This is a genomic window from Bacteroides ovatus (assembly GCF_001314995.1).
GTDB classification, from domain to species: domain Bacteria; phylum Bacteroidota; class Bacteroidia; order Bacteroidales; family Bacteroidaceae; genus Bacteroides; species Bacteroides ovatus.
The window spans coordinates 5,040,722-5,059,853 of sequence record NZ_CP012938.1 but is presented as its reverse complement, the minus strand read 5'-3'; the positions used below and the strand labels follow the sequence as shown (position 1 = coordinate 5,059,853).

Here is a 19,132-nt window from a genome sequence, read left to right as displayed (position 1 = left end):
TATTCTTAGATTTGCTATATGACAAAGGTAAACAAAAAAACATTCCGAGCTTTTTTTTGGCCGGAATATAAGTAAAGTTCCGTGCCAGAGTAGTTAACTTCAGCGACAAGAGGCGATTTAGCCCCTCTATTACTAGAAGCACATTCCTTTTCTCCCTATTTTCGTCGTAGAAATTATTTTCAAATCAATAAATTCATTTGTTCATGAAAACACATTTTTCATTTAAACACTTGCTATTTCTTGGAGGTGCCGTGTTGTACAGCCTGCAATCTTCTGCCGTTAAGAATCCGGTAGACTATGTCAGCACACTGGTGGGCACTCAATCCAAGTTTGAACTGTCTACCGGAAACACGTATCCGGCTACGGCATTGCCGTGGGGAATGAATTTCTGGACACCGCAGACCGGTAAAATGGGAGACGGTTGGGCGTACACGTATGATGCCGACAAAATCCGGGGATTCAAACAAACACATCAGCCCAGTCCCTGGATGAACGACTACGGGCAGTTTGCCATCATGCCTATCACCGGCGGACTGGTATTCGATCAAGACCGACGTGCCAGTTGGTTCTCTCACAAAGCGGAAGTTGCCAAACCTTATTATTATAAGGTATACCTTGCCGACCATGATGTAACAACCGAGCTTGCTCCTACGGAGCGTGCCGTCATGTTCCGTTTCACGTATCCGGAGACAAAGAATGCCTACGTGATTGTAGACGCTTTCGACAAAGGTTCTTATGTGAAAGTGATTCCGGAAGAAAACAAGATTATCGGCTATTCAACCAAGAATAGCGGCGGTGTGCCGGAAAACTTCAAAAACTATTTCGTGATTCAATTCGACAAACCGTTCACATTCGTTTCCACAGTTTTCGAAAACAACATTCTTCCGAATGAAACAGAAGCAAAAGGAAACCACACAGGGGCCGTGATCGGATTCGCCACGAAAAAGGGAGAAATCGTACACGCACGTGTTGCTTCCTCCTTTATCAGCCCCGAACAGGCGGAGTTGAATCTCAAAGAGCTTGGCAAAAACAGTTTCGACCAACTGGTAGCGAACGGAAGAGAGATTTGGAACCGTGAAATGAGTAAAATAGAGATAGAAGACGATAATATCGATAATTTACGCACCTTCTATTCCTGTTTATACCGTTCCATGCTTTTTCCACGCAGTTTCTACGAGATAGATGCTAAGGGACAAGTCATGCATTACAGCCCCTACAACGGCGAAGTGCGTCCCGGTTATATGTTTACCGACACCGGATTCTGGGACACGTTCCGCTGCCTGTTCCCTTTCCTCAACCTGATGTATCCGTCAATGAATCAAAAGATGCAGGAGGGACTAGTAAATACTTACAAGGAAAGCGGTTTCCTGCCGGAATGGGCCAGCCCGGGACATCGGGATTGTATGGTAGGCAACAACTCGGCTTCCGTAGTGGCCGACGCTTACATCAAAGGATTGCGAGGATATGATATCGAAACTCTTTGGGAAGCATTGAAGCATGGAGCAAATGCACATCTTCGCGGGACTGCTTCGGGGCGTCTCGGTTACGAGTCTTACAACCAACTGGGATATGTTGCCAACAATATCGGCATAGGACAAAACGTTGCACGTACACTGGAGTATGCATATAACGACTGGGCAATTTATACATTAGGCAAGAAACTCGGTAAACCGGAGAGCGAAATCGACATTTATAAGAAACACGCGCTGAACTACAAAAATGTCTATCATCCGGAACGCAAACTGATGGTTGGCAAAGACAACAAAGGCGTATTCAATCCGAATTTCGATGCAGTGGACTGGAGCGGTGAATTTTGCGAAGGGAATAGCTGGCACTGGAGCTTCTGCGTATTCCACGACCCGCAAGGACTTATCAACCTGATGGGAGGCAAGAAAGAATTCAACGCGATGATGGATTCCGTCTTTGTCATCCCGGGTAAACTGGGAATGGAAAGCCGCGGCATGATTCACGAAATGCGTGAAATGCAAGTAATGAACATGGGGCAATATGCGCACGGCAACCAGCCTATTCAGCACATGGTATATCTCTACAACTATTCGAGCGAGCCCTGGAAAGCCCAATACTGGATACGTGAGATTATGAACAAGCTATATACCGCCGGTCCCGACGGTTATTGCGGTGACGAAGACAACGGACAGACTTCCGCCTGGTATGTATTCTCCGCACTCGGTTTCTATCCGGTTTGCCCGGGAACGGATGAATATATCATAGGAACCCCGCTTTTCAAATCAGCGAAGTTACATCTGGAGAACGGAAAGACCATCACAATCAAGGCAGATAACAACCAGCTTGACAACCGCTACATCAAGGAAATGAAAGTAAACGGGAAATCACAAACCCGTAATTTCCTTACACATGACCAGCTGATTAAAGGTGCTAATATTCAATTTCAAATGAGCCCCGTACCCAATAAACAACGGGGAACCACAGAAAAAGATGTACCTTACTCTCTTTCGTTTGAATAAAATATTGTACTTTTGGAGATCAATGAATTATCTACCAAACAAACTATAAAAACATGAAACTGAAAAACCTTTTACTAATTGCCCTTGTTGCGATCGTCTTTTGCGGTTGTCAAAGTAACTATCAGCCTACTTCTATCACCGTTGCCTCCTACAATTTGAGAAACGCCAACGGTGGCGATTCAATCAACGGAAACGGTTGGGGACAACGTTATCCGGTCATTGCCCAAATAGTGCAATACCACGATTTCGATATTTTCGGCACGCAGGAGTGCTTTATTCATCAACTGAAAGATATGAAAGAAGCATTACCCGGTTATGATTATATCGGTGTAGGTCGCGACGACGGCAAAGAGAAAGGTGAACATTCTGCTATTTTCTATCGCACAGACAAGTTTGACGTGATAGAGAAAGGTGATTTTTGGTTGTCGGAAACTCCCGACGTGCCGAGCAAAGGATGGGATGCCGTGTTGCCGCGTATTTGCAGTTGGGGACACTTCAAATGCAAAGATACCGGCTTCGAATTCCTTTTCTTCAACCTGCACATGGACCATATCGGCAAGAAAGCACGCGTGGAAAGTGCGTTCCTCGTACAGGACAAGATGAAAGAACTTGGCAAAGGCAAAGAGCTTCCGGCTATCCTGACGGGAGACTTCAATGTCGACCAGACCCACCAGTCTTATGATGCTTTTGTGAGCAAAGGGGTGTTGTGCGACTCTTACGAGAAGGCCGGCTTCCGCTATGCTATCAACGGCACGTTCAACAACTTCGACCCGAACAGCTTTACGGAAAGCCGTATCGACCATATATTCGTTTCTCCGTCTTTCCAAGTGAAAAGATATGGTGTGCTGACTGATACTTACCGCAGCATCGTAGGCAAGGGAGAAAAGAAGCAGGCGAACGATTGCCCGGAAGAAATCGACATCAAGACTTATCAGGCGCGCACTCCTTCAGACCATTTCCCCGTAAAGGTGGAACTGGAGTTCGACCAGCGTCAGCAGAAATAATCTTTGTATCTAGTTATAACCTGAAAGTTTCACCACACAACCCGATATTCCTATGAGAAATATATGTTTTGTAGCCTGTATGTTATTTTGCCTTACCTCCGCAGTGGGAAAGACACCGGGAAATACCCGTTATCTTTCTATTGCCGACTCGATTCTATCTAATGTATTGAATCTCTATCAGACGAATGACGGACTACTAACAGAAACGTATCCTGTCAATCCCGACCAAAAAATTACTTATCTGGCGGGCGGAACGCAGCAGAACGGAACGCTGAAGGCTTCTTTTCTATGGCCGTATTCCGGGATGATGTCGGGTTGTGTGGCTTTATACAAAGCGACCGGAAACAAGAAGTACAAAAAGATTCTCGAGAAAAGAATTCTACCGGGAATGGAGCAGTATTGGGATAACAGTCGCTTGCCGGCCTGTTATCAGTCATACCCCACCAAGTACGGGCAGCACGGACGTTATTATGACGATAACATCTGGATTGCACTGGATTACTGCGATTATTACCAACTGACTCACAAGCCTGCATCTTTGGAAAAAGCCGTTGCATTGTATCAATATATCTACAGTGGATGGAGCGATGAGATAGGCGGTGGCATCTTTTGGTGTGAACAGCAGAAGGAAGCGAAGCATACTTGTTCCAATGCACCGTCTACTGTGCTCGGTGTCAAGTTGTACCGGCTGACGAAGGATGCCAAATACCTCGAAAAAGCAAAAGAGACGTATGCCTGGACGAAAAAGCATCTGTGCGACCCTACCGACCATCTTTACTGGGATAACATCAACCTGAAAGGGAAAGTTTCCAAAGAGAAGTACGCCTACAACAGTGGACAGATGATTCAGGCGGGTGTATTGCTCTATGAGGAAACGGGAGATGAGCAGTATTTGCACGATGCACAGCAAACAGCCGCAGGAACAGATGCCTTTTTCCGCACAAAAGCCGACAAGAAAGACCCGACTGTCAAAGTGCATAAAGACATGGCCTGGTTTAACGTGATCTTATTCAGAGGACTGAAAGCTCTGTATAAGATTGACAAGAATCCGGCGTATGTCAATGCGATGGTGGAAAATGCGCTTCACGCCTGGGAAAACTACCGGGATGAAAACGGATTATTAGGCAGGGATTGGTCGGGACACAACAAGGAACAGTATAAATGGCTGCTCGACAATGCCTGTCTTATTGAATTCTTTGCAGAGATTTAACACTTCTTCTCCGCAACACTTTCATAATCAATACTAATCAACAAAAAAAGACTATTACCATGAATATAACTAAAGCCTTTTGTTTGTCCATAGCACTCTTGGGCGCTAGCAATATGCAGGCTATAACGAACAGTGATTTTGTCATCCAACAAGATAATACCAAAATCAACAACTATCAGACGAACCGTCCGGAAACATCGAAACGTCTGTTTGTCTCACAAGCTGTGGAACAACAGATTGCGCATATCAAGCAACTGCTGACGAATGCCCGCTTAGCATGGATGTTCGAAAACTGTTTCCCGAACACACTGGATACTACTGTTCATTTTGACGGTAAAGACGATACGTTTGTTTATACAGGTGACATCCACGCCATGTGGTTGCGCGATTCGGGTGCACAAGTATGGCCTTACGTGCAACTCGCCAACAAAGACGCAGAACTGAAAAAAATGCTCGCCGGCGTTATCAAACGTCAGTTCAAGTGTATCAATATCGACCCGTATGCCAATGCTTTCAACATGAATTCCGAAGGCGGCGAATGGATGAGCGACCTTACGGACATGAAGCCCGAACTGCACGAACGCAAATGGGAAATCGACTCGCTCTGTTATCCTATCCGTCTCGCTTATCATTACTGGAAGACGACGGGAGATGCCAGTATATTCTCCGACGAATGGCTTACAGCCATCGCCAAGGTTCTGAAAACGTTTAAGGAACAGCAACGAAAAGAAGATCCGAAAGGTCCTTATCGTTTCCAACGTAAAACGGAACGTGCACTCGATACGATGACCAACGACGGCTGGGGTAATCCTGTAAAGCCGGTCGGACTGATTGCTTCTGCTTTCCGTCCTTCGGATGATGCTACAACTTTCCAGTTCCTCGTTCCATCCAACTTCTTTGCTGTAACTTCATTGCGCAAAGCTGCCGAAATTCTGAATACAGTCAACAAGAAACCTGATTTAGCTAAAGAATGTACTACACTGTCGAACGAAGTGGAAGCAGCCCTGAAAAAATATGCGGTTTACAATCATCCGAAATATGGCAAAATCTATGCTTTCGAAGTGGATGGTTTCGGCAACCAACTGTTAATGGATGATGCCAATGTGCCGAGTCTCATTGCCCTGCCTTATCTTGGAGATGTGAAAGTGAACGATCCTATTTATCAGAATACCCGTAAGTTTGTATGGAGCGAAGATAATCCTTACTTCTTCAAAGGTACTGCCGGTGAAGGAATTGGCGGTCCGCACATCGGATATGATATGATTTGGCCCATGAGTATTATGATGAAAGCATTCACCAGTCAAAACGACGCAGAAATCAAGACCTGTATCAAAATGCTGATGGATACGGATGCCGGAACAGGGTTCATGCATGAATCTTTCCACAAGAACGACCCGAAAAACTTTACTCGTTCCTGGTTTGCATGGCAAAATACGCTGTTCGGAGAACTAATCCTAAAACTCGTGAATGAAGGAAAGGTAGACTTGCTGAATAGTATCCAATAGTCTTCTATTATGTTTTTATTGTATTCCCGCTTATGAGATAACTGTTTCTAACCTTGAAGCCTACGCTTCCAAAGTAGTTTCAAGGTTGAAGAACTTTAGTTTCAGGCCTTTGAAACCATAGTTTCAAGTAAGTGAAACTAGAGTTTCTCACCGATGAAACTAAAGTTTCCCACTGACGAAACAGAAGTTTCAAGCAATAGAACTTTTAGTTTCAAGTACTGAAACTCTCTCTTCTGTAATAGTCTGATAATCCTTGAATACCGCTCCGGATAGAGAAATAAGTACCCACATAGCAGAGAAACAATAAAATCCTTGCTTTCAACAAAGTGACAGCAAAGTTGTCGTCACCTTGCCGTCACATCATGCTGTCACACTGCAGTATATTTATAATCAATCATTTATGCCCAATCAGGTGACAGATGACAGCATTTTATTTATTTTCCAATTTATATGTAGGGAGTATATGACTCCTAAAAAATAAATGACCCATATAATATGAACAATATGAAATCAACTTTTTTATTCCTACTTACTACAACCATGATGACCTGTACTGCCTACGGACAGTCTTCCAATCATAAAGAGAACAAATTACCCGATTGGGCTTTCGGTGGTTTTGAACGTCCAAAGAATGTCAATCCGGTAATATCTCCTATAGAAAACACCAAGTTTTACTGTCCATTGACCAAAGATTCTATTGCGTGGGAATCGAACGATACATTCAATCCGGCTGCTACACTCTACAATGGTGAGATTGTCGTGTTATACCGTGCAGAGGATAAATCAGGTGTCGGTATCGGACACAGGACTTCTCGCCTCGGTTATGCCACTTCTACCGACGGCACACATTTCCAACGGGAAAAGACTCCTGTATTCTATCCGGATAATGATTCACAAAAAGAGTTGGAATGGCCCGGCGGCTGCGAAGACCCACGAATTGCCGTAACCGATGACGGATTATATGTAATGATGTACACCCAATGGAATCGCCATGTACCTCGCCTGGCAGTAGCGACCTCCCGCAACCTAAAAGACTGGACAAAACACGGTCCTGCTTTTGCCAAAGCATTTGATGGAAAGTTCTTCAACTTGGGTTGTAAGTCCGGCTCTATCCTGACCGAAGTTGTTAAAGGGAAACAGGTTATCAAGAAAGTCAACGGGAAATACTTTATGTACTGGGGAGAGGAGCATGTATTCGCAGCTACTTCCGATGACTTAATCCACTGGACACCGATTGTCAACATTGACGGTTCCCTAAAGAAGCTGTTTTCTCCCCGTGACGGCTACTTCGACAGCCATCTCACCGAATGTGGGCCTCCAGCTATCTACACTCCGAAAGGAATTGTCCTTCTTTATAATGGTAAGAACCATTCAGGAAGAGGTGACAAACGCTATACCGCCAATGTCTATGCTGCCGGACAAGCACTCTTCGACGCCAATGATCCTACCCGCTTTATCACCCGTCTCGATGAACCGTTCTTCCGTCCGATGGATAGCTTTGAAAAGAGTGGGCAATATGTGGATGGAACCGTATTTATAGAAGGAATGGTCTACTTCAAAAACAAATGGTATTTGTATTATGGTTGTGCTGACTCCAAAGTAGGAGTAGCCGTTTATGATCCGAAACGACCGGCAAAAGCTGATCCGCTTCCATAGTTATAAAAATAGTCTTGATTACATTCTTTTTTAAAGGAAAGATGTAATCAGGACTAACTTATTTCTTAAAACTATATTCCCCAAAACGGCTGAAAACAGTAAGTTCTTGTTAAGGATTTGCTTTTCAGCCGTTTCTAGTATAAAATAAAGCTTTCCGAAGCAGAATTAAATGCTACAATCGGAAAGCCTTATAATACCTATTGAAAACTGAATTGAATATTGAGAACCAGCTTTATTCTTTCATTGTCGGAGGCTTCTTCCTCCTTTCAACAATTAGCTGTCTTTTATAAGTAAGCCATCTTTATCCATTTATCTTATTCAAAACAACCGGTCTGTTTGCCGGAGCCTTACCAAAATTCTTATTAGGCTTTTTCCCCATTACAAACTTCAATGTGCTGCCATTTATTATATCCTGATAAGTGATATAACTCTTATCATAAGGCTTGCCATTCAAATACACTTTCTGGATATAGATATTTTCTTTGCTGTTATTGGGTGCTTCTACAGTAAAAGTGTTACCACCACGTACCTTCACTTCTACTTTCTTAAAACAAGGGCTACCGAAAACAAATACACCATCCGACGGGTTCACCTGATAGAGTCCCATAGATGAAAGAAGATACCAGGCAGACATTTGGCCACAATCCTCATTACCGATGATACCGTCCGGCTGGTCTGTGTAAAAATCGCTCATGATAAAACGAACCTTTTCCGCCGTTTTCCATTGTTCACCGGCATACGCATAAAGATAAGCAACATGATGGCTAGGTTCATTTCCATGTGCATATTGTCCGATCAATCCGGTTATGTCGCTCGATGCTTCTTCCCCCATACTGTCGGTATTGGTAAAGAAACCATCAAGCTTCGTTGTAAAAGGTTTGTCACCTCCAAACAAGGCAATCAGCCCATAGGGGTCTTGTGGAGCAAAGAAAGTATATTGCCATCCGTTTCCTTCACAGAAATCTCCAACAGTATGGATGGAACGTGCCGGATCGTAAGGAGTACGCCAAGAGCCGTCTTCCAGTTTCGGACGAATGAAATGGATAGAAGAATCAAAATAGTTCTTGTAATAATGAGCACGTTTTGAGAATGTTTCAGCATCTTCTGTCTTTCCCATCTTACGTGCCATAGCGGCAATTCCCCAGTCGTCCACTGCATACTCCATGGCTATGGAAGTAGCTTCATGAACTTTGTCGGCAGGGATATAGCCTTTTTTGACTACATAAGGTACTCCTTTCTGCTTTTCATAAGTAGCTGTAGCTATCATTGCTTGCAATGCTTCTTCCGCATCGAACCCGGTAAATCCTTTCAGATATGCATCGGCAATCACCGGCACGGAGCTATACCCCGGCATCTGATCGGTCTCTCCACTCATCAAAGGCCAGATAGGGAGTTTGTCCTGCTGACGATAGATGGAAATCATCGAATTGACTACATGGTCAACCATTTCAGGTTGAGTAATAGTCATCAAAGGATTTAATGCACGGTAGGTATCCCATAAAGAAAGAGTCGTATAGTTGGCTTTCTTCGGGTCTGTGTAAATCATGTCATTCATCCCTCTATACTCTCCATTCACATCGCAAAAAAGCGTAGGGGCAATCATAGTATGATAATGGGCGGTATAGAATACACGTTTGGAAGCCTCATCATCAGTCTCTACTGTCATCTTCTCCAGTTGCTTATTCCATCGGTCGGCACTCATATCCACCACCTTATCAAAATCCCAGTGAGTAAGTTCGGATTGCAGGTTCATCGCTGCGTTGTCACAGCTGACAGAAGAAAGGGCGACTTTTATCTTCACTTCCTTCACGTTACCAAAAGTGAGGACACTCTTCACCGATGCCACTTTCAGTTGGTCCCAAGGTTGCGGGTTATTATCATCATAGGCAGTAAACTGCTCTATCTTCTTATCACTTTTCAACACAAAATAAACTTTGCGGGAAGGACTCCAGCCTCTCACATAACGATAACCCTCTACTGTATAATCATCTACCTTACGGATATAGCTGTCGTAAGCATTCGATCCGTTTCCTTCACGTAAGTCGATTAATATGGAAGCCGGTTTTCCTTCAGGATAAGTATAACGATGGAAGCCTACACGATCTGTAGCTGTCAACTCGGCTTTGATATTGTAACGGTCGAGAAGCAAAGAGTAATATTCGGGACGGGCGATTTCATTCGCATGAGAATATCTGGAAGCATACCCATCACGTATATCATCCTGATTGCCTCTGGGAGTACGGATCTCATTCAATGGCATGATGAGAATATCACATAAGTCAGTACAGCCCGTACCGCTCAAATGGGTATGTGAAAAGCCAATTAAAATACTATCGGAATAATGATAACCCGAGCACCAGTCCCAACCTTTATGGATATTAGTAGGACCCAGCTGTACCATTCCATACGGAACACTCGTCCCAACAAAGACGTGTCCATGATAACCGGATCCGATATACGGATCGACGTACTGCAATAATCCTTCACTTTTTGAATAGTTCTGTTGCGCTACTCCATTTCCCGCTGCAAGCAAGACACAAGAAGTAAGTGCAAGTAGTTTAAATGCCTTCATTCGTATTTTTCTTTGGTATGATTGAAAATTATAGTTAGCGAATGATGCAAATATACTACCTATTTAGGAATTAACTAACTGTCGCTAGAGTTTACAAGAAAAATGGCAGGCAGGTTTACTCTTTTGGCAAGTTCCAACCACAGATTTACACGGTTTTCCACAGAAAAACTGCGTACCGTCTACTAAATAACATAATAAATGAATCTGTGGAAATCCGTGTTAATCTATGGCGAATCCTTTCCATAAATTCCCTTCGGGAAGAGGAGCTTCAAGCTCTATCAGTTCTTTTGAGACAGGATGTATGAACCGTACTCTCCGGGCATGCAGACAAATGCTCCCATCCGGATTGGAGCGTGGAGAGCCATATTTCAAATCTCCCTTGATAGGGCATCCCATTTTTGCCAGCTGACAACGAATCTGATGATGACGTCCGGTTTTTAAATCGACTTCGAGCAAATAGTAATTCTCCGAATGACCGATCAACCGGTAATGCAAGATCGCTTTCTTGCTGTTCGGCACTTCTTTGTCGTATGCATAACTTTTGTTCTGCTTTTCATTACGTACAAGAAAATGTACCAGTTCACCTTCCGGTTCTTGCGGAGCATTTTTCACAACCGCCCAATAAGTCTTTTTCACCTCACTGGTGCGAAACATTTCGTTGAGCCTTGTTAATGCCTTACTCGTTTTGGCAAAAATAACAAGACCGCTTACGGGGCGGTCCAGCCGGTGTGTCACACCGAGGAAAACATTTCCGGGTTTCTGATACTTCTCTTTCAGATACTGTTTCACAGTCTCCGAAAGCGGCGTATCCCCCGTCTTGTCTGCCTGGACAATCTCGGAAGCGGTCTTGTTGACTACAATGATATGGTTGTCTTCGTATACAACAGTCATTCTGTTCGATTACATATTCATACCACCATCTACCTGAATCACCTGACCTGACACATAAGAAGACATATCAGAAGCCAGGAAGGTAGCGATGTTTGCCACATCTTCAGGAGTACCACCACGACGCAAAGGAATTTTCTTTGCCCATTCAGCTCTTACTTCGTCAGAAAGAGCAGCTGTCATGTCTGTCAGGATGAATCCCGGAGCGATAGCGTTGGCACGGATGCCGCGAGAGCCCAACTCTTGTGCGATAGACTTAGCCAATGCAATCATACCTGCTTTGGAAGCAGCATAGTTAGCCTGTCCTGCATTTCCGTGAACACCTACAACAGAGGCCATATTGATAATGCTACCAGCTTTTTGACGCATCATGATAGGTGTACAAGCATGGATGAAGTTAAATGCAGACTTCAGGTTCACGTTGATTACCATATCCCATTGCTGTTCGCTCATGCGCATCATCAAACCGTCACGAGTGATACCGGCATTGTTTACCAATATATCGATCCGTCCGAAGTCCTTGTGGATTTCTTCAACGACCTTTGCAGTATCTTCAAAGTTAGCAGCGTTAGAAGCATAACCTTTGGCTTTCACGCCCATTGCTTCAAGTTCCTTTGCTGTATTTTCTGCATTTTCGTCAATGACAAGGTCAGTAAATGCGATGTTTGCACCTTCGGCAGCAAACTTAAGAGCGATAGCCTTACCAATACCGCGAGCAGCACCGGTCACAATGGCTGTTTTTCCGTCTAATAATCCCATACTAAAAGTTATTTAATTAAATTTCTGTTCTATGCAGTGCGCCAAACACAATGTTGGACACATATCTATTTCTCGTATCTTCATCCAGATGTGCACCTATATGGCCACGAATGTAAGGAACTTCAATTCCTTTCACACAATAATGTATCAAGTCGGCAGTCATCTCCACATCGTCAATATGGAAAACTCCTTTTGCCTGTCCTTCTAGAAGAACAGCTTTAAAGAGCTGGACTTCCTTTGCATCAAACTTCTTGCGAACTTTTTCCACCCGCCATATATCACGGAAGAAATAAGCACGCAATGTTCCGTTTCGATAGACCACTTCTTTTACCGCGTCCAACCGGGTATATATCATCTCCAACAATTTCTCGTCCGGTGAGATATTTTTCTCGGCCACCCGCTTCATCATATCCGACAGAATATCCAATTCCGATTCCACAACAGCCAAATAAATTTCATCCTTACTTTTAAAATAAGTATAGAGCGTTCGTCTACCTTTTTTAGAAGCAAGAGCGATATCATTCATAGTTGTGTTTTCTACTCCCATCTTCGCAAAAAGCTGACGGGCTACATCTACTAATTTGGCTTTTGTCTTGGATACGGTCATAGGTTACAAATTGCACATTGCTGAATATTTTGAGCAAAAGTAATTCTTTTCTTTAGACCATACAAGAAAATAGAGAGAATATTAACATTTGTATATTAATAGGTGCTAAGAAAAAGTTTCATCATTATTTCATTCATTCTCAACCAAATAAGAAAAAAGTGATGATTTATTCGAAAAATATTCGGCTAATTATTTGTTTGTTTCAAAAAAAGCCGTACCTTTGCACCCGTTAAACATCGCGGAGTGGAGCAGTTGGTAGCTCGTTGGGCTCATAACCCAAAGGTCATTCGTTCGAGTCGGATCTCCGCAACTAAAGATAAGAAGAATCGCAGAAATGCGGTTCTTCTTTTTTATGACGACTCTTCTTTACTGACTTTATTCACAACCTAATTTCAGTTATCAACAAGGATATCAACAAAGTTATCAACAGGTTAATTTGCTTATAATAAAGCAATTAACTATATAGATTCCTTTTCTATCAACAAGGCAGTATTTAGTTATTCACCATACAAAAGCCGGCTGATCCCTCATGAATCAGCCGGCTTTTATGTTCCTTCGAAAAAGGGTATCCTATTGATGTTTATAAAACTTCAGTATCTTTTTCGCATAACGTTTTCCTAATAACAGTTGTGCTTCCGTATTAAAATGAGGGTCTTTCTCATCTTTATACCATCCCAATCCTTTCGATGATACCCAATCGGAATAGGGAATAAATGAAGAAACTTTTTTAATCATCTGATTAAAGGGGACTGTACCTGCTTCTCTTTTCGTCCAGTTCCATTGAGAAATCTGTCCTACAACAACCGGTAGATTCGGCATGCCCAGATCTTCCCGCAAGTCTTTCACCAAAGAAATCAGTTTCTGTTTATACGCTTCCGGATTCGAACAATCGGCTTCTCCCTGATGCCAAAGGATTGCTTTCAAAACACCTCCCTGCTTCATTGCAATCCGAACCCGGGAAAGAGCTTCTTCATAATATCCGTCTTTACTCCCTTTTAGCCAGGAGTTGATGGATGAGCCTCCACGCGCATTTACTACCAGTCCGACAGGACGTTTCGTTTGTCGGGCCATCTCTTTAGCAAAGCCGTAAGCCGGTCCCAAACGCTGCATTGACAAATCTTTCCGAACTGTAGAATAACGATTGAGAGGATTTACTGCCGGTTCAAAATTCCCCTTATCATTCAATAGATACACATTTTGGAGGGTATCCATGACTTCCGGAGTTAATGTTGCACGCCCCGCCATGTTGGATTGTCCGATGCATACATACAAGTCAAAAGAAGACGGAACATTCTCCTTTACATTCCCGGCAAAAGCAAATAAAGATTGCAGGAGGAGAAAAGACAGTAAATAAATAGACCTAAGCATATTGACAGTGTTTATGATTAATAGTTTCTATAAATACGGATAGCGTTCAGAATAGGTTCTCCTTCTTTTTTATGAAAGTCAACACTCAATCCTTTTCCATCCTTCACCGTTACTACAAATTTCTTGATAACAGCACGGGCATATCCGTAATCACGAGCTATGTTGAAATCATCCAAAACAGTCGTTCCATTCATTGAAATTCCGAAGCTACGGTTTCCGGCAAACGTCTGTTCCGAGTCAGCTCCCAGATTATAAACCAACGCTTCCCGCTCTTTGTCCGACTCCAATTCTGCCCAGTACAAATATACGGAATATTCTCCATTCGGTACATCAGCTTTAAAAGATTTTATTCCAACACGTTGAGTCTGGAAGATTGGATTCATATCCGTTCCCAGAATGTCAATATCCGAACCAAGCATACTGCCGAATCCTGTTTTACGACGATAAGAAGTTCCGCCTACAAATCCCCAGCTACCGGGCTTATACTCCTGCTCGGGAATCCATGCTACATTTGCTGTACGGTCTTCAAAATATCTCGGAGAACCCAACATTACATTTATTTCCGTAAATGGAATTGCTTCGTCTTTCAACTGTGAGCCTACCAACTGGAACTGAATCCGGAGCATATCCCGCAATTTGCTATCACCAGCCACAGCAACCGCTTCCAGGAGATTCTCCCCACCAACGAACGGTACATCGAACAAAGCATAATTATCTTCCACCTTTTTCTTTCCCAGACTCTTGTTATTCACAAACAGCTCTACTTCTTCCGCATTAGAGAATACAGGGACGGATTGAATACATTCTTTCTGCGCCGTATTCACCACTCCCCCACGGCTTTTCCACTCCCGATTACCAATGACAAGTATCGGACGACGTGACAAGGCTGTCTTATAGAACCAATAAACATCTTTCTTCTCCCTGTTTAACCCGACAACGCCTTTATTGTTTACATGAGGAACAGCATCTACACGGGATTCGGAATAAAAATCATTCAGATTCCACAGACTGGAACCGGCTATAAACGGACGTTTCATCATTTCACGGAGATAATGTTTATGATACACCAAACCATATTCCTGTGAGAAGTCGAAACGTTCCGGCTGGTAGGAATGAAGTCCCGGATCTACTCCCGGTCCATATTCCGTAACCATCAGTACTTTTCCTTTGTATACCTTATGAGCACGATCAAGCAAACGTTGAAACTCATTAATATCCGGTTCATACCAGCCCTGATACAGGTTCCATCCCTGAATCATCGGGATTTCGGTCAGATGGGCGTCTTCGTAATATTGAGGCATATTATGATAAGCCATCATGGTATATCTTGAAGGATCTTCCTCGCGGATGGTCGCTTCCAAGGCACGGGCTACTTTTTCAGTAAAGCGGTAGTAATCTTCCAATTGCTTGCCTTCGGTATAAGGGCGACGCAGAAAAATCTCATTCATATACCCCCAAATCATAACAGAAGGACGGTTGAAATCCTGACGTACCATTTCTTTAGCCATCTCAACGGAGTTCTGCAAAAACTCTTCAGTTTCCGTAACAGCATTGACAACGGGGATTTCAACCGAAGTCACAATACCCAGTTTATCACACATTTCCATGATTACAGGATCTTGGGGATAATGTGACACACGCAGGAAGTTCCCTCCCATCTCTTTCAACAGTAGTACATCCTGTACATGCAACTCGTCGCGCAAGGCATTTCCTTTCTGAAAATAATCCTGATGCCGGGCAGTTCCGATTAGTTTACGTCCTTTGCCATTCAGGAAAAAGCCCTTTTCCGAATCAAATTTAAACCAGCGCAAGCCTAACGGATTCACCACTTCATCCAGCAAAGTACCCTTTTTCTTATCGAGAATACGCGTATATACCATATACCGATAAGGATCGTCTATATCCCACAAACGGGGCGAATCTATTTTTATCTTTTTAGAGATGTCTGTCTTTGTTTCACCGGATGCCAGCTTTATTTCCGCATGAGTCTTTTTCACTTCCTTACCATCCGCATCGCAGATTACATTTTCCACCCTGATTTCTGCAGGTTGGAGTGTATTATTCGTCAGTAATGTAGTAATTTCTACCGAGGCTGCGGAGTTGTTCACTTCGGGTGTACGGATATAAACTCCTGACGAAGCATAATCATTCGTTGCAATGTGCACCGGATTCATAAACTGCAGATAGACATCCCGGTAGATACCGCCAAAGAAAGTAAAATCGGCAGATAAGGGAGGAATATTCGGATTATAGACATTGTTCACATAAATGGTAAACAGGTTTTCCTGTCCATAACGCAAATGGGAAGTGATGTCAAAACAGAAACGGGTATACCCTCCTTTGTGTTCTCCCACGAACTGACCGTTCAGATAGAATCGTACTTCCTGATTGGCTCCTTCAAAATAGATCACTGCCTGACGTCCCTCCTGGCTTTTATCTACAAACAATTGTTTCCGGTACCAAGCCGGTCCCCGATAAAATCCCGGAGTTTCGTCGTCTGCATCTTTATTATTCCATGTATGAGGTATATTGACCGTCTCCCAAGAAGAGTCGTCACAGCCGGCCAGCTGCGCTTCAAACGGAGATCCTTTTGTAAATTTCCATCCGTCGTTGATTGTGTATACCACACGCTGTTGCGCCTGTGCCCATCCCACAATAAACAATAGAATAAAAATATAGAGAAACTTCTTCATAATCGATATATACTTATAATTAAAACTTTATTTTCACTTCTCTACCTGTGTAGACGCACTCTTTGCTATCAAGAGCTGCACCTTCAGGCAGATATAATTTCACATGCATTTTTATTTGTTCCGGCATACCGGGATAAGTTCCCTCACGCAGTCCAATAGTCAATGTCCGTTCCGAATCTTTCCATTGCATCGGCACTTTCGAACATACGCCCTCTTCATAGCGGTAGGAATCACCTTCATCCTCATACCATAAAAAAGCAGCATCCGCTCCTCCATAGATACGCAATTCCAGTTCACGATCGGGATATTCCATCGCATATTGTTTCACTTCTGCCAAAGGCAAGATAGAACCAGCCTTCACATAGAGCGGAAGTATGTCGAGGATATTTGTCTGCATTTGTTCTCTTCCTCCTTCAAAAGCTTCTCCGGTCCAGAAGTCATACCAATATTTACCGCTGTGTTCCGGCAGATAAATACAGATGTTCTTTTCTTCCGATTGCGGATGAAATACCGGACGCACCAATAAGGAAGTACCGAACATATAGGCATTATCAATATCAAATGTCCGGGTATCTGTTGTGAAATCCATTGCCAAACCTCTCAACATGGTATAATTATTGGCGGTTACCTGATGGGACATTGAGTAAATGTATGGCAACAGACGGTAGCGCAGATGGATATACTTCACTTGATTATCATAAGATAATGTCCCCTCTTCACCGAATTGCCAAATTTCACGCGGCACATTCGTACCGTGAGCACGGAAGATAGGAGTAAATGCGCTAAACTGGAACCAACGGGAATATAACTCTTTATAATCATTACTTTTCAGTCCGTCGGGATATTTTGCATCCCGTTCTGTGACAAAGAATCCTCCCGTATCGGAAGTCCAATACGGAATACCGGACATAGACAAATTTAAGCCGGCAACCAGTTGTTTGTGCATATTCTCCCATGAAGCCGAAACGTCACCCGACCATACGGCTGTACCATAATGCTGTTGCGAGGCAAAGGCGGAACGAGTTAGGATAAATATACGCTTCTGATCGCTCTCGGCGCGCAGGCGTTGATAGAAGTCCTTTAGCATTTCTAAAGAATAAGTGTTCAGATAACGGTGGAAGCTACCCAGATAAGTATTACCAGCTGATTTGGTCTTTTCTTCCTGCTTCAACTGTGTGAATCCATCCCGGAAAGATGGTTCCGTTGCATCCATCCACCAAGCATCCACACCCATATCATAGAGTCCTTTCTTGAGGTATTGCCAGAAAATATCCCTCGCGGCAGGATTGTAGGCATCAAAAACCTTATAACCTGCCCATGTAGGTTCACTAAACAATGCACCGATAGAATCCAAAGACTGATAGACAGCCGTTTCCGGTCCGAATCCGGGCCATACGGAAAGCATAAAATGAACATGGTCCTGTTGATGCAGTTCATCAATAACTTGACGGGGATGATTAAAGTTTGCCGGATGGAAGGTCAGGCTGTTCCAATGAGGTTTGTCTCCCCAATATTCCCAGTCCTGCACAATGTTATCCAACGGAATTCCCCGTTTACGGTATTCTTTAACGACTGCCTTCAATTCATCGAACGACTTATATCGTTCTTTGGACTGCCAGAAGCCATACACCCATTTTCCAAACATCGGCACGTCCCCCGTCAATTCCCGATAACCGGCAACGACTTCGTCCATATTCTTGCCATAGACAAAATAATAGTCGGAGGCATCACCTACTTCGGAAGTAAATGAGTAGCCCTCCTTCGTATCTTCAAACTTCGTAGAAGAATAATTATCCCATAAGACACCATATCCGTTGGTCGAAATAAGGAACGGATTGACAATATCCATATTGGCCTGTAACAGAAGTACGGATTTCCCCCGGTAGTTCATGATTCCATTCTGATACTGTCCCAGTCCGTAAATGGCCTCATCCTCGGTAGGAACAAAGCATTGAGTGACTTCGAGACATTGTTCACCTCCGGCAACCGAACGTTTGAAGTTCCGTGCCTTTCTATCCCCTTTCTCTTTTAGTAATAACTTACCTGTGGATGTTTCCTGAAAAATGAAAGCCGCATCTGCCTTATCAAAAACTACGGAAAGTTCACGGGTGCGAAAGAGCAGCTTCTGTCCCGTATCTTCCCATTTATAATCTTTGAAAGCCGGCTTTTCCGAATCAACCACCAATCTTTTTGTTACCAGCGTATCACCTTCGGGAAAAGACAGAATCCGCACGCACCCCGCCGACATAAACTCGACCCGATATTGAATACTGTCAGATACGAAAGCACATCCCCTGTCATCTTCATGGACCGGAGAGGAACATCCGAAGCAGGATAGTACAGATAAAACTAATAACCAATTATTTAAACTCTTCATCCATGCA

General features: G+C 43.5%; 12 protein-coding genes and 1 tRNA gene. 6 read left to right on the top strand and 7 right to left on the bottom strand.

The genetic code is table 11. The features are described from left to right. Window positions 1-203: 203 nt before the first annotated feature. The 5 genes from Bovatus_RS19090 (at window position 204) to Bovatus_RS19070 (ending at window position 7,861) form a co-directional block, all read left to right on the top strand. Window positions 204-2,486 carry a GH92 family glycosyl hydrolase gene (locus tag Bovatus_RS19090; protein WP_004299912.1) on the top strand — a complete coding sequence of 761 codons (2,283 nt, stop codon included), beginning with the start codon at window positions 204-206 and terminating at the stop codon, window positions 2,484-2,486. A 53-nt stretch (window positions 2,487-2,539) separates the two neighbouring features. Next, the gene (locus tag Bovatus_RS19085) at window positions 2,540-3,490 is read left to right on the top strand and encodes an endonuclease/exonuclease/phosphatase family protein (RefSeq protein WP_004299911.1); all 951 of its coding nucleotides are present in this window, start codon (window positions 2,540-2,542) and stop codon (window positions 3,488-3,490) included. Window positions 3,491-3,542: 52 nt separating this feature from the next. Continuing rightward, on the top strand, window positions 3,543-4,700 hold the full coding sequence (locus Bovatus_RS19080; RefSeq protein ID WP_052587971.1) for a glycoside hydrolase family 76 protein: 1,158 nt from the start codon (window positions 3,543-3,545) through the stop codon (window positions 4,698-4,700). Window positions 4,701-4,759: 59 nt separating this feature from the next. Then, window positions 4,760-6,205, top strand: coding sequence for a glycoside hydrolase family 125 protein (locus Bovatus_RS19075; protein WP_004299909.1), 1,446 nt, complete (start codon window positions 4,760-4,762; stop codon window positions 6,203-6,205). 495 nt (window positions 6,206-6,700) lie between these two features. Beyond that, window positions 6,701-7,861, top strand: a complete 1,161-nt coding sequence (locus Bovatus_RS19070) for a glycoside hydrolase family 130 protein (RefSeq protein WP_004299907.1) — start codon at window positions 6,701-6,703, stop codon at window positions 7,859-7,861. 301 nt (window positions 7,862-8,162) lie between these two features. Here the strand turns inward: Bovatus_RS19070 and Bovatus_RS19065 are convergent, their stop codons facing one another. The 4 genes from Bovatus_RS19065 to Bovatus_RS19050 all read right to left on the bottom strand — a co-directional run bounded on the left by Bovatus_RS19065 (window position 8,163) and on the right by Bovatus_RS19050 (window position 12,687). Next, window positions 8,163-10,433, bottom strand: a complete 2,271-nt coding sequence (locus tag Bovatus_RS19065) for a GH92 family glycosyl hydrolase (protein WP_004299906.1) — start codon at window positions 10,431-10,433, stop codon at window positions 8,163-8,165. Window positions 10,434-10,652: 219 nt separating this feature from the next. Then, entirely contained in the window at window positions 10,653-11,324 is a 672-nt protein-coding gene (locus Bovatus_RS19060) for an RluA family pseudouridine synthase (protein ID WP_004299905.1), read from the bottom strand. A 9-nt stretch (window positions 11,325-11,333) separates the two neighbouring features. Next, entirely contained in the window at window positions 11,334-12,080 is a 747-nt protein-coding gene (fabG, locus tag Bovatus_RS19055; protein WP_004299904.1) for a 3-oxoacyl-[acyl-carrier-protein] reductase, read from the bottom strand. A gap of 16 nt (window positions 12,081-12,096) precedes the next feature. Continuing rightward, on the bottom strand, window positions 12,097-12,687 hold the full coding sequence (locus Bovatus_RS19050; protein ID WP_004299903.1) for a TetR/AcrR family transcriptional regulator: 591 nt from the start codon (window positions 12,685-12,687) through the stop codon (window positions 12,097-12,099). A 237-nt stretch (window positions 12,688-12,924) separates the two neighbouring features. Here Bovatus_RS19050 and Bovatus_RS19045 point away from each other — a divergent pair. Then, a tRNA-Met gene (locus Bovatus_RS19045) sits at window positions 12,925-12,997 on the top strand. 260 nt (window positions 12,998-13,257) lie between these two features. On the opposite strand, the gene Bovatus_RS19040 is transcribed toward Bovatus_RS19045, so the two are convergent. Genes Bovatus_RS19040 through Bovatus_RS19030 form a run of 3 tightly spaced genes read right to left on the bottom strand, consistent with a single transcriptional unit; the run spans window position 13,258 to window position 19,125 of the window. After that, complete coding sequence (locus Bovatus_RS19040) at window positions 13,258-14,055, bottom strand: sialate O-acetylesterase (protein ID WP_004299902.1); 798 nt, start codon at window positions 14,053-14,055, stop codon at window positions 13,258-13,260. Window positions 14,056-14,072: 17 nt separating this feature from the next. Continuing rightward, window positions 14,073-16,748 (bottom strand): glycoside hydrolase family 2 TIM barrel-domain containing protein, encoded by a 2,676-nt coding sequence (locus Bovatus_RS19035; RefSeq protein ID WP_004299901.1) that lies wholly within the window; start codon window positions 16,746-16,748, stop codon window positions 14,073-14,075. 19 nt (window positions 16,749-16,767) lie between these two features. Further along, window positions 16,768-19,125 carry a glycoside hydrolase family 31 protein gene (locus Bovatus_RS19030; protein ID WP_004322157.1) on the bottom strand — a complete coding sequence of 786 codons (2,358 nt, stop codon included), beginning with the start codon at window positions 19,123-19,125 and terminating at the stop codon, window positions 16,768-16,770. Window positions 19,126-19,132 lie beyond the last annotated feature (7 nt).

Coding starts and splice junctions, on each gene's coding strand:
- Bovatus_RS19080 (WP_052587971.1), top strand. CDS start 3,543: ATGAGAAATATATGTTTTGTAGCCTGTATGTTATTTTGCCTTACCTCC.
- Bovatus_RS19040 (WP_004299902.1), bottom strand. CDS start 14,055: ATGCTTAGGTCTATTTATTTACTGTCTTTTCTCCTCCTGCAATCTTTA.
- Bovatus_RS19030 (WP_004322157.1), bottom strand. CDS start 19,125: ATGAAGAGTTTAAATAATTGGTTATTAGTTTTATCTGTACTATCCTGC.
- Bovatus_RS19060 (WP_004299905.1), bottom strand. CDS start 11,324: ATGACTGTTGTATACGAAGACAACCATATCATTGTAGTCAACAAGACC.
- fabG (WP_004299904.1), bottom strand. CDS start 12,080: ATGGGATTATTAGACGGAAAAACAGCCATTGTGACCGGTGCTGCTCGC.
- Bovatus_RS19065 (WP_004299906.1), bottom strand. CDS start 10,433: ATGAAGGCATTTAAACTACTTGCACTTACTTCTTGTGTCTTGCTTGCA.
- Bovatus_RS19035 (WP_004299901.1), bottom strand. CDS start 16,748: ATGAAGAAGTTTCTCTATATTTTTATTCTATTGTTTATTGTGGGATGG.
- Bovatus_RS19070 (WP_004299907.1), top strand. CDS start 6,701: ATGAACAATATGAAATCAACTTTTTTATTCCTACTTACTACAACCATG.
- Bovatus_RS19085 (WP_004299911.1), top strand. CDS start 2,540: ATGAAACTGAAAAACCTTTTACTAATTGCCCTTGTTGCGATCGTCTTT.
- Bovatus_RS19090 (WP_004299912.1), top strand. CDS start 204: ATGAAAACACATTTTTCATTTAAACACTTGCTATTTCTTGGAGGTGCC.
- Bovatus_RS19075 (WP_004299909.1), top strand. CDS start 4,760: ATGAATATAACTAAAGCCTTTTGTTTGTCCATAGCACTCTTGGGCGCT.
- Bovatus_RS19050 (WP_004299903.1), bottom strand. CDS start 12,687: ATGACCGTATCCAAGACAAAAGCCAAATTAGTAGATGTAGCCCGTCAG.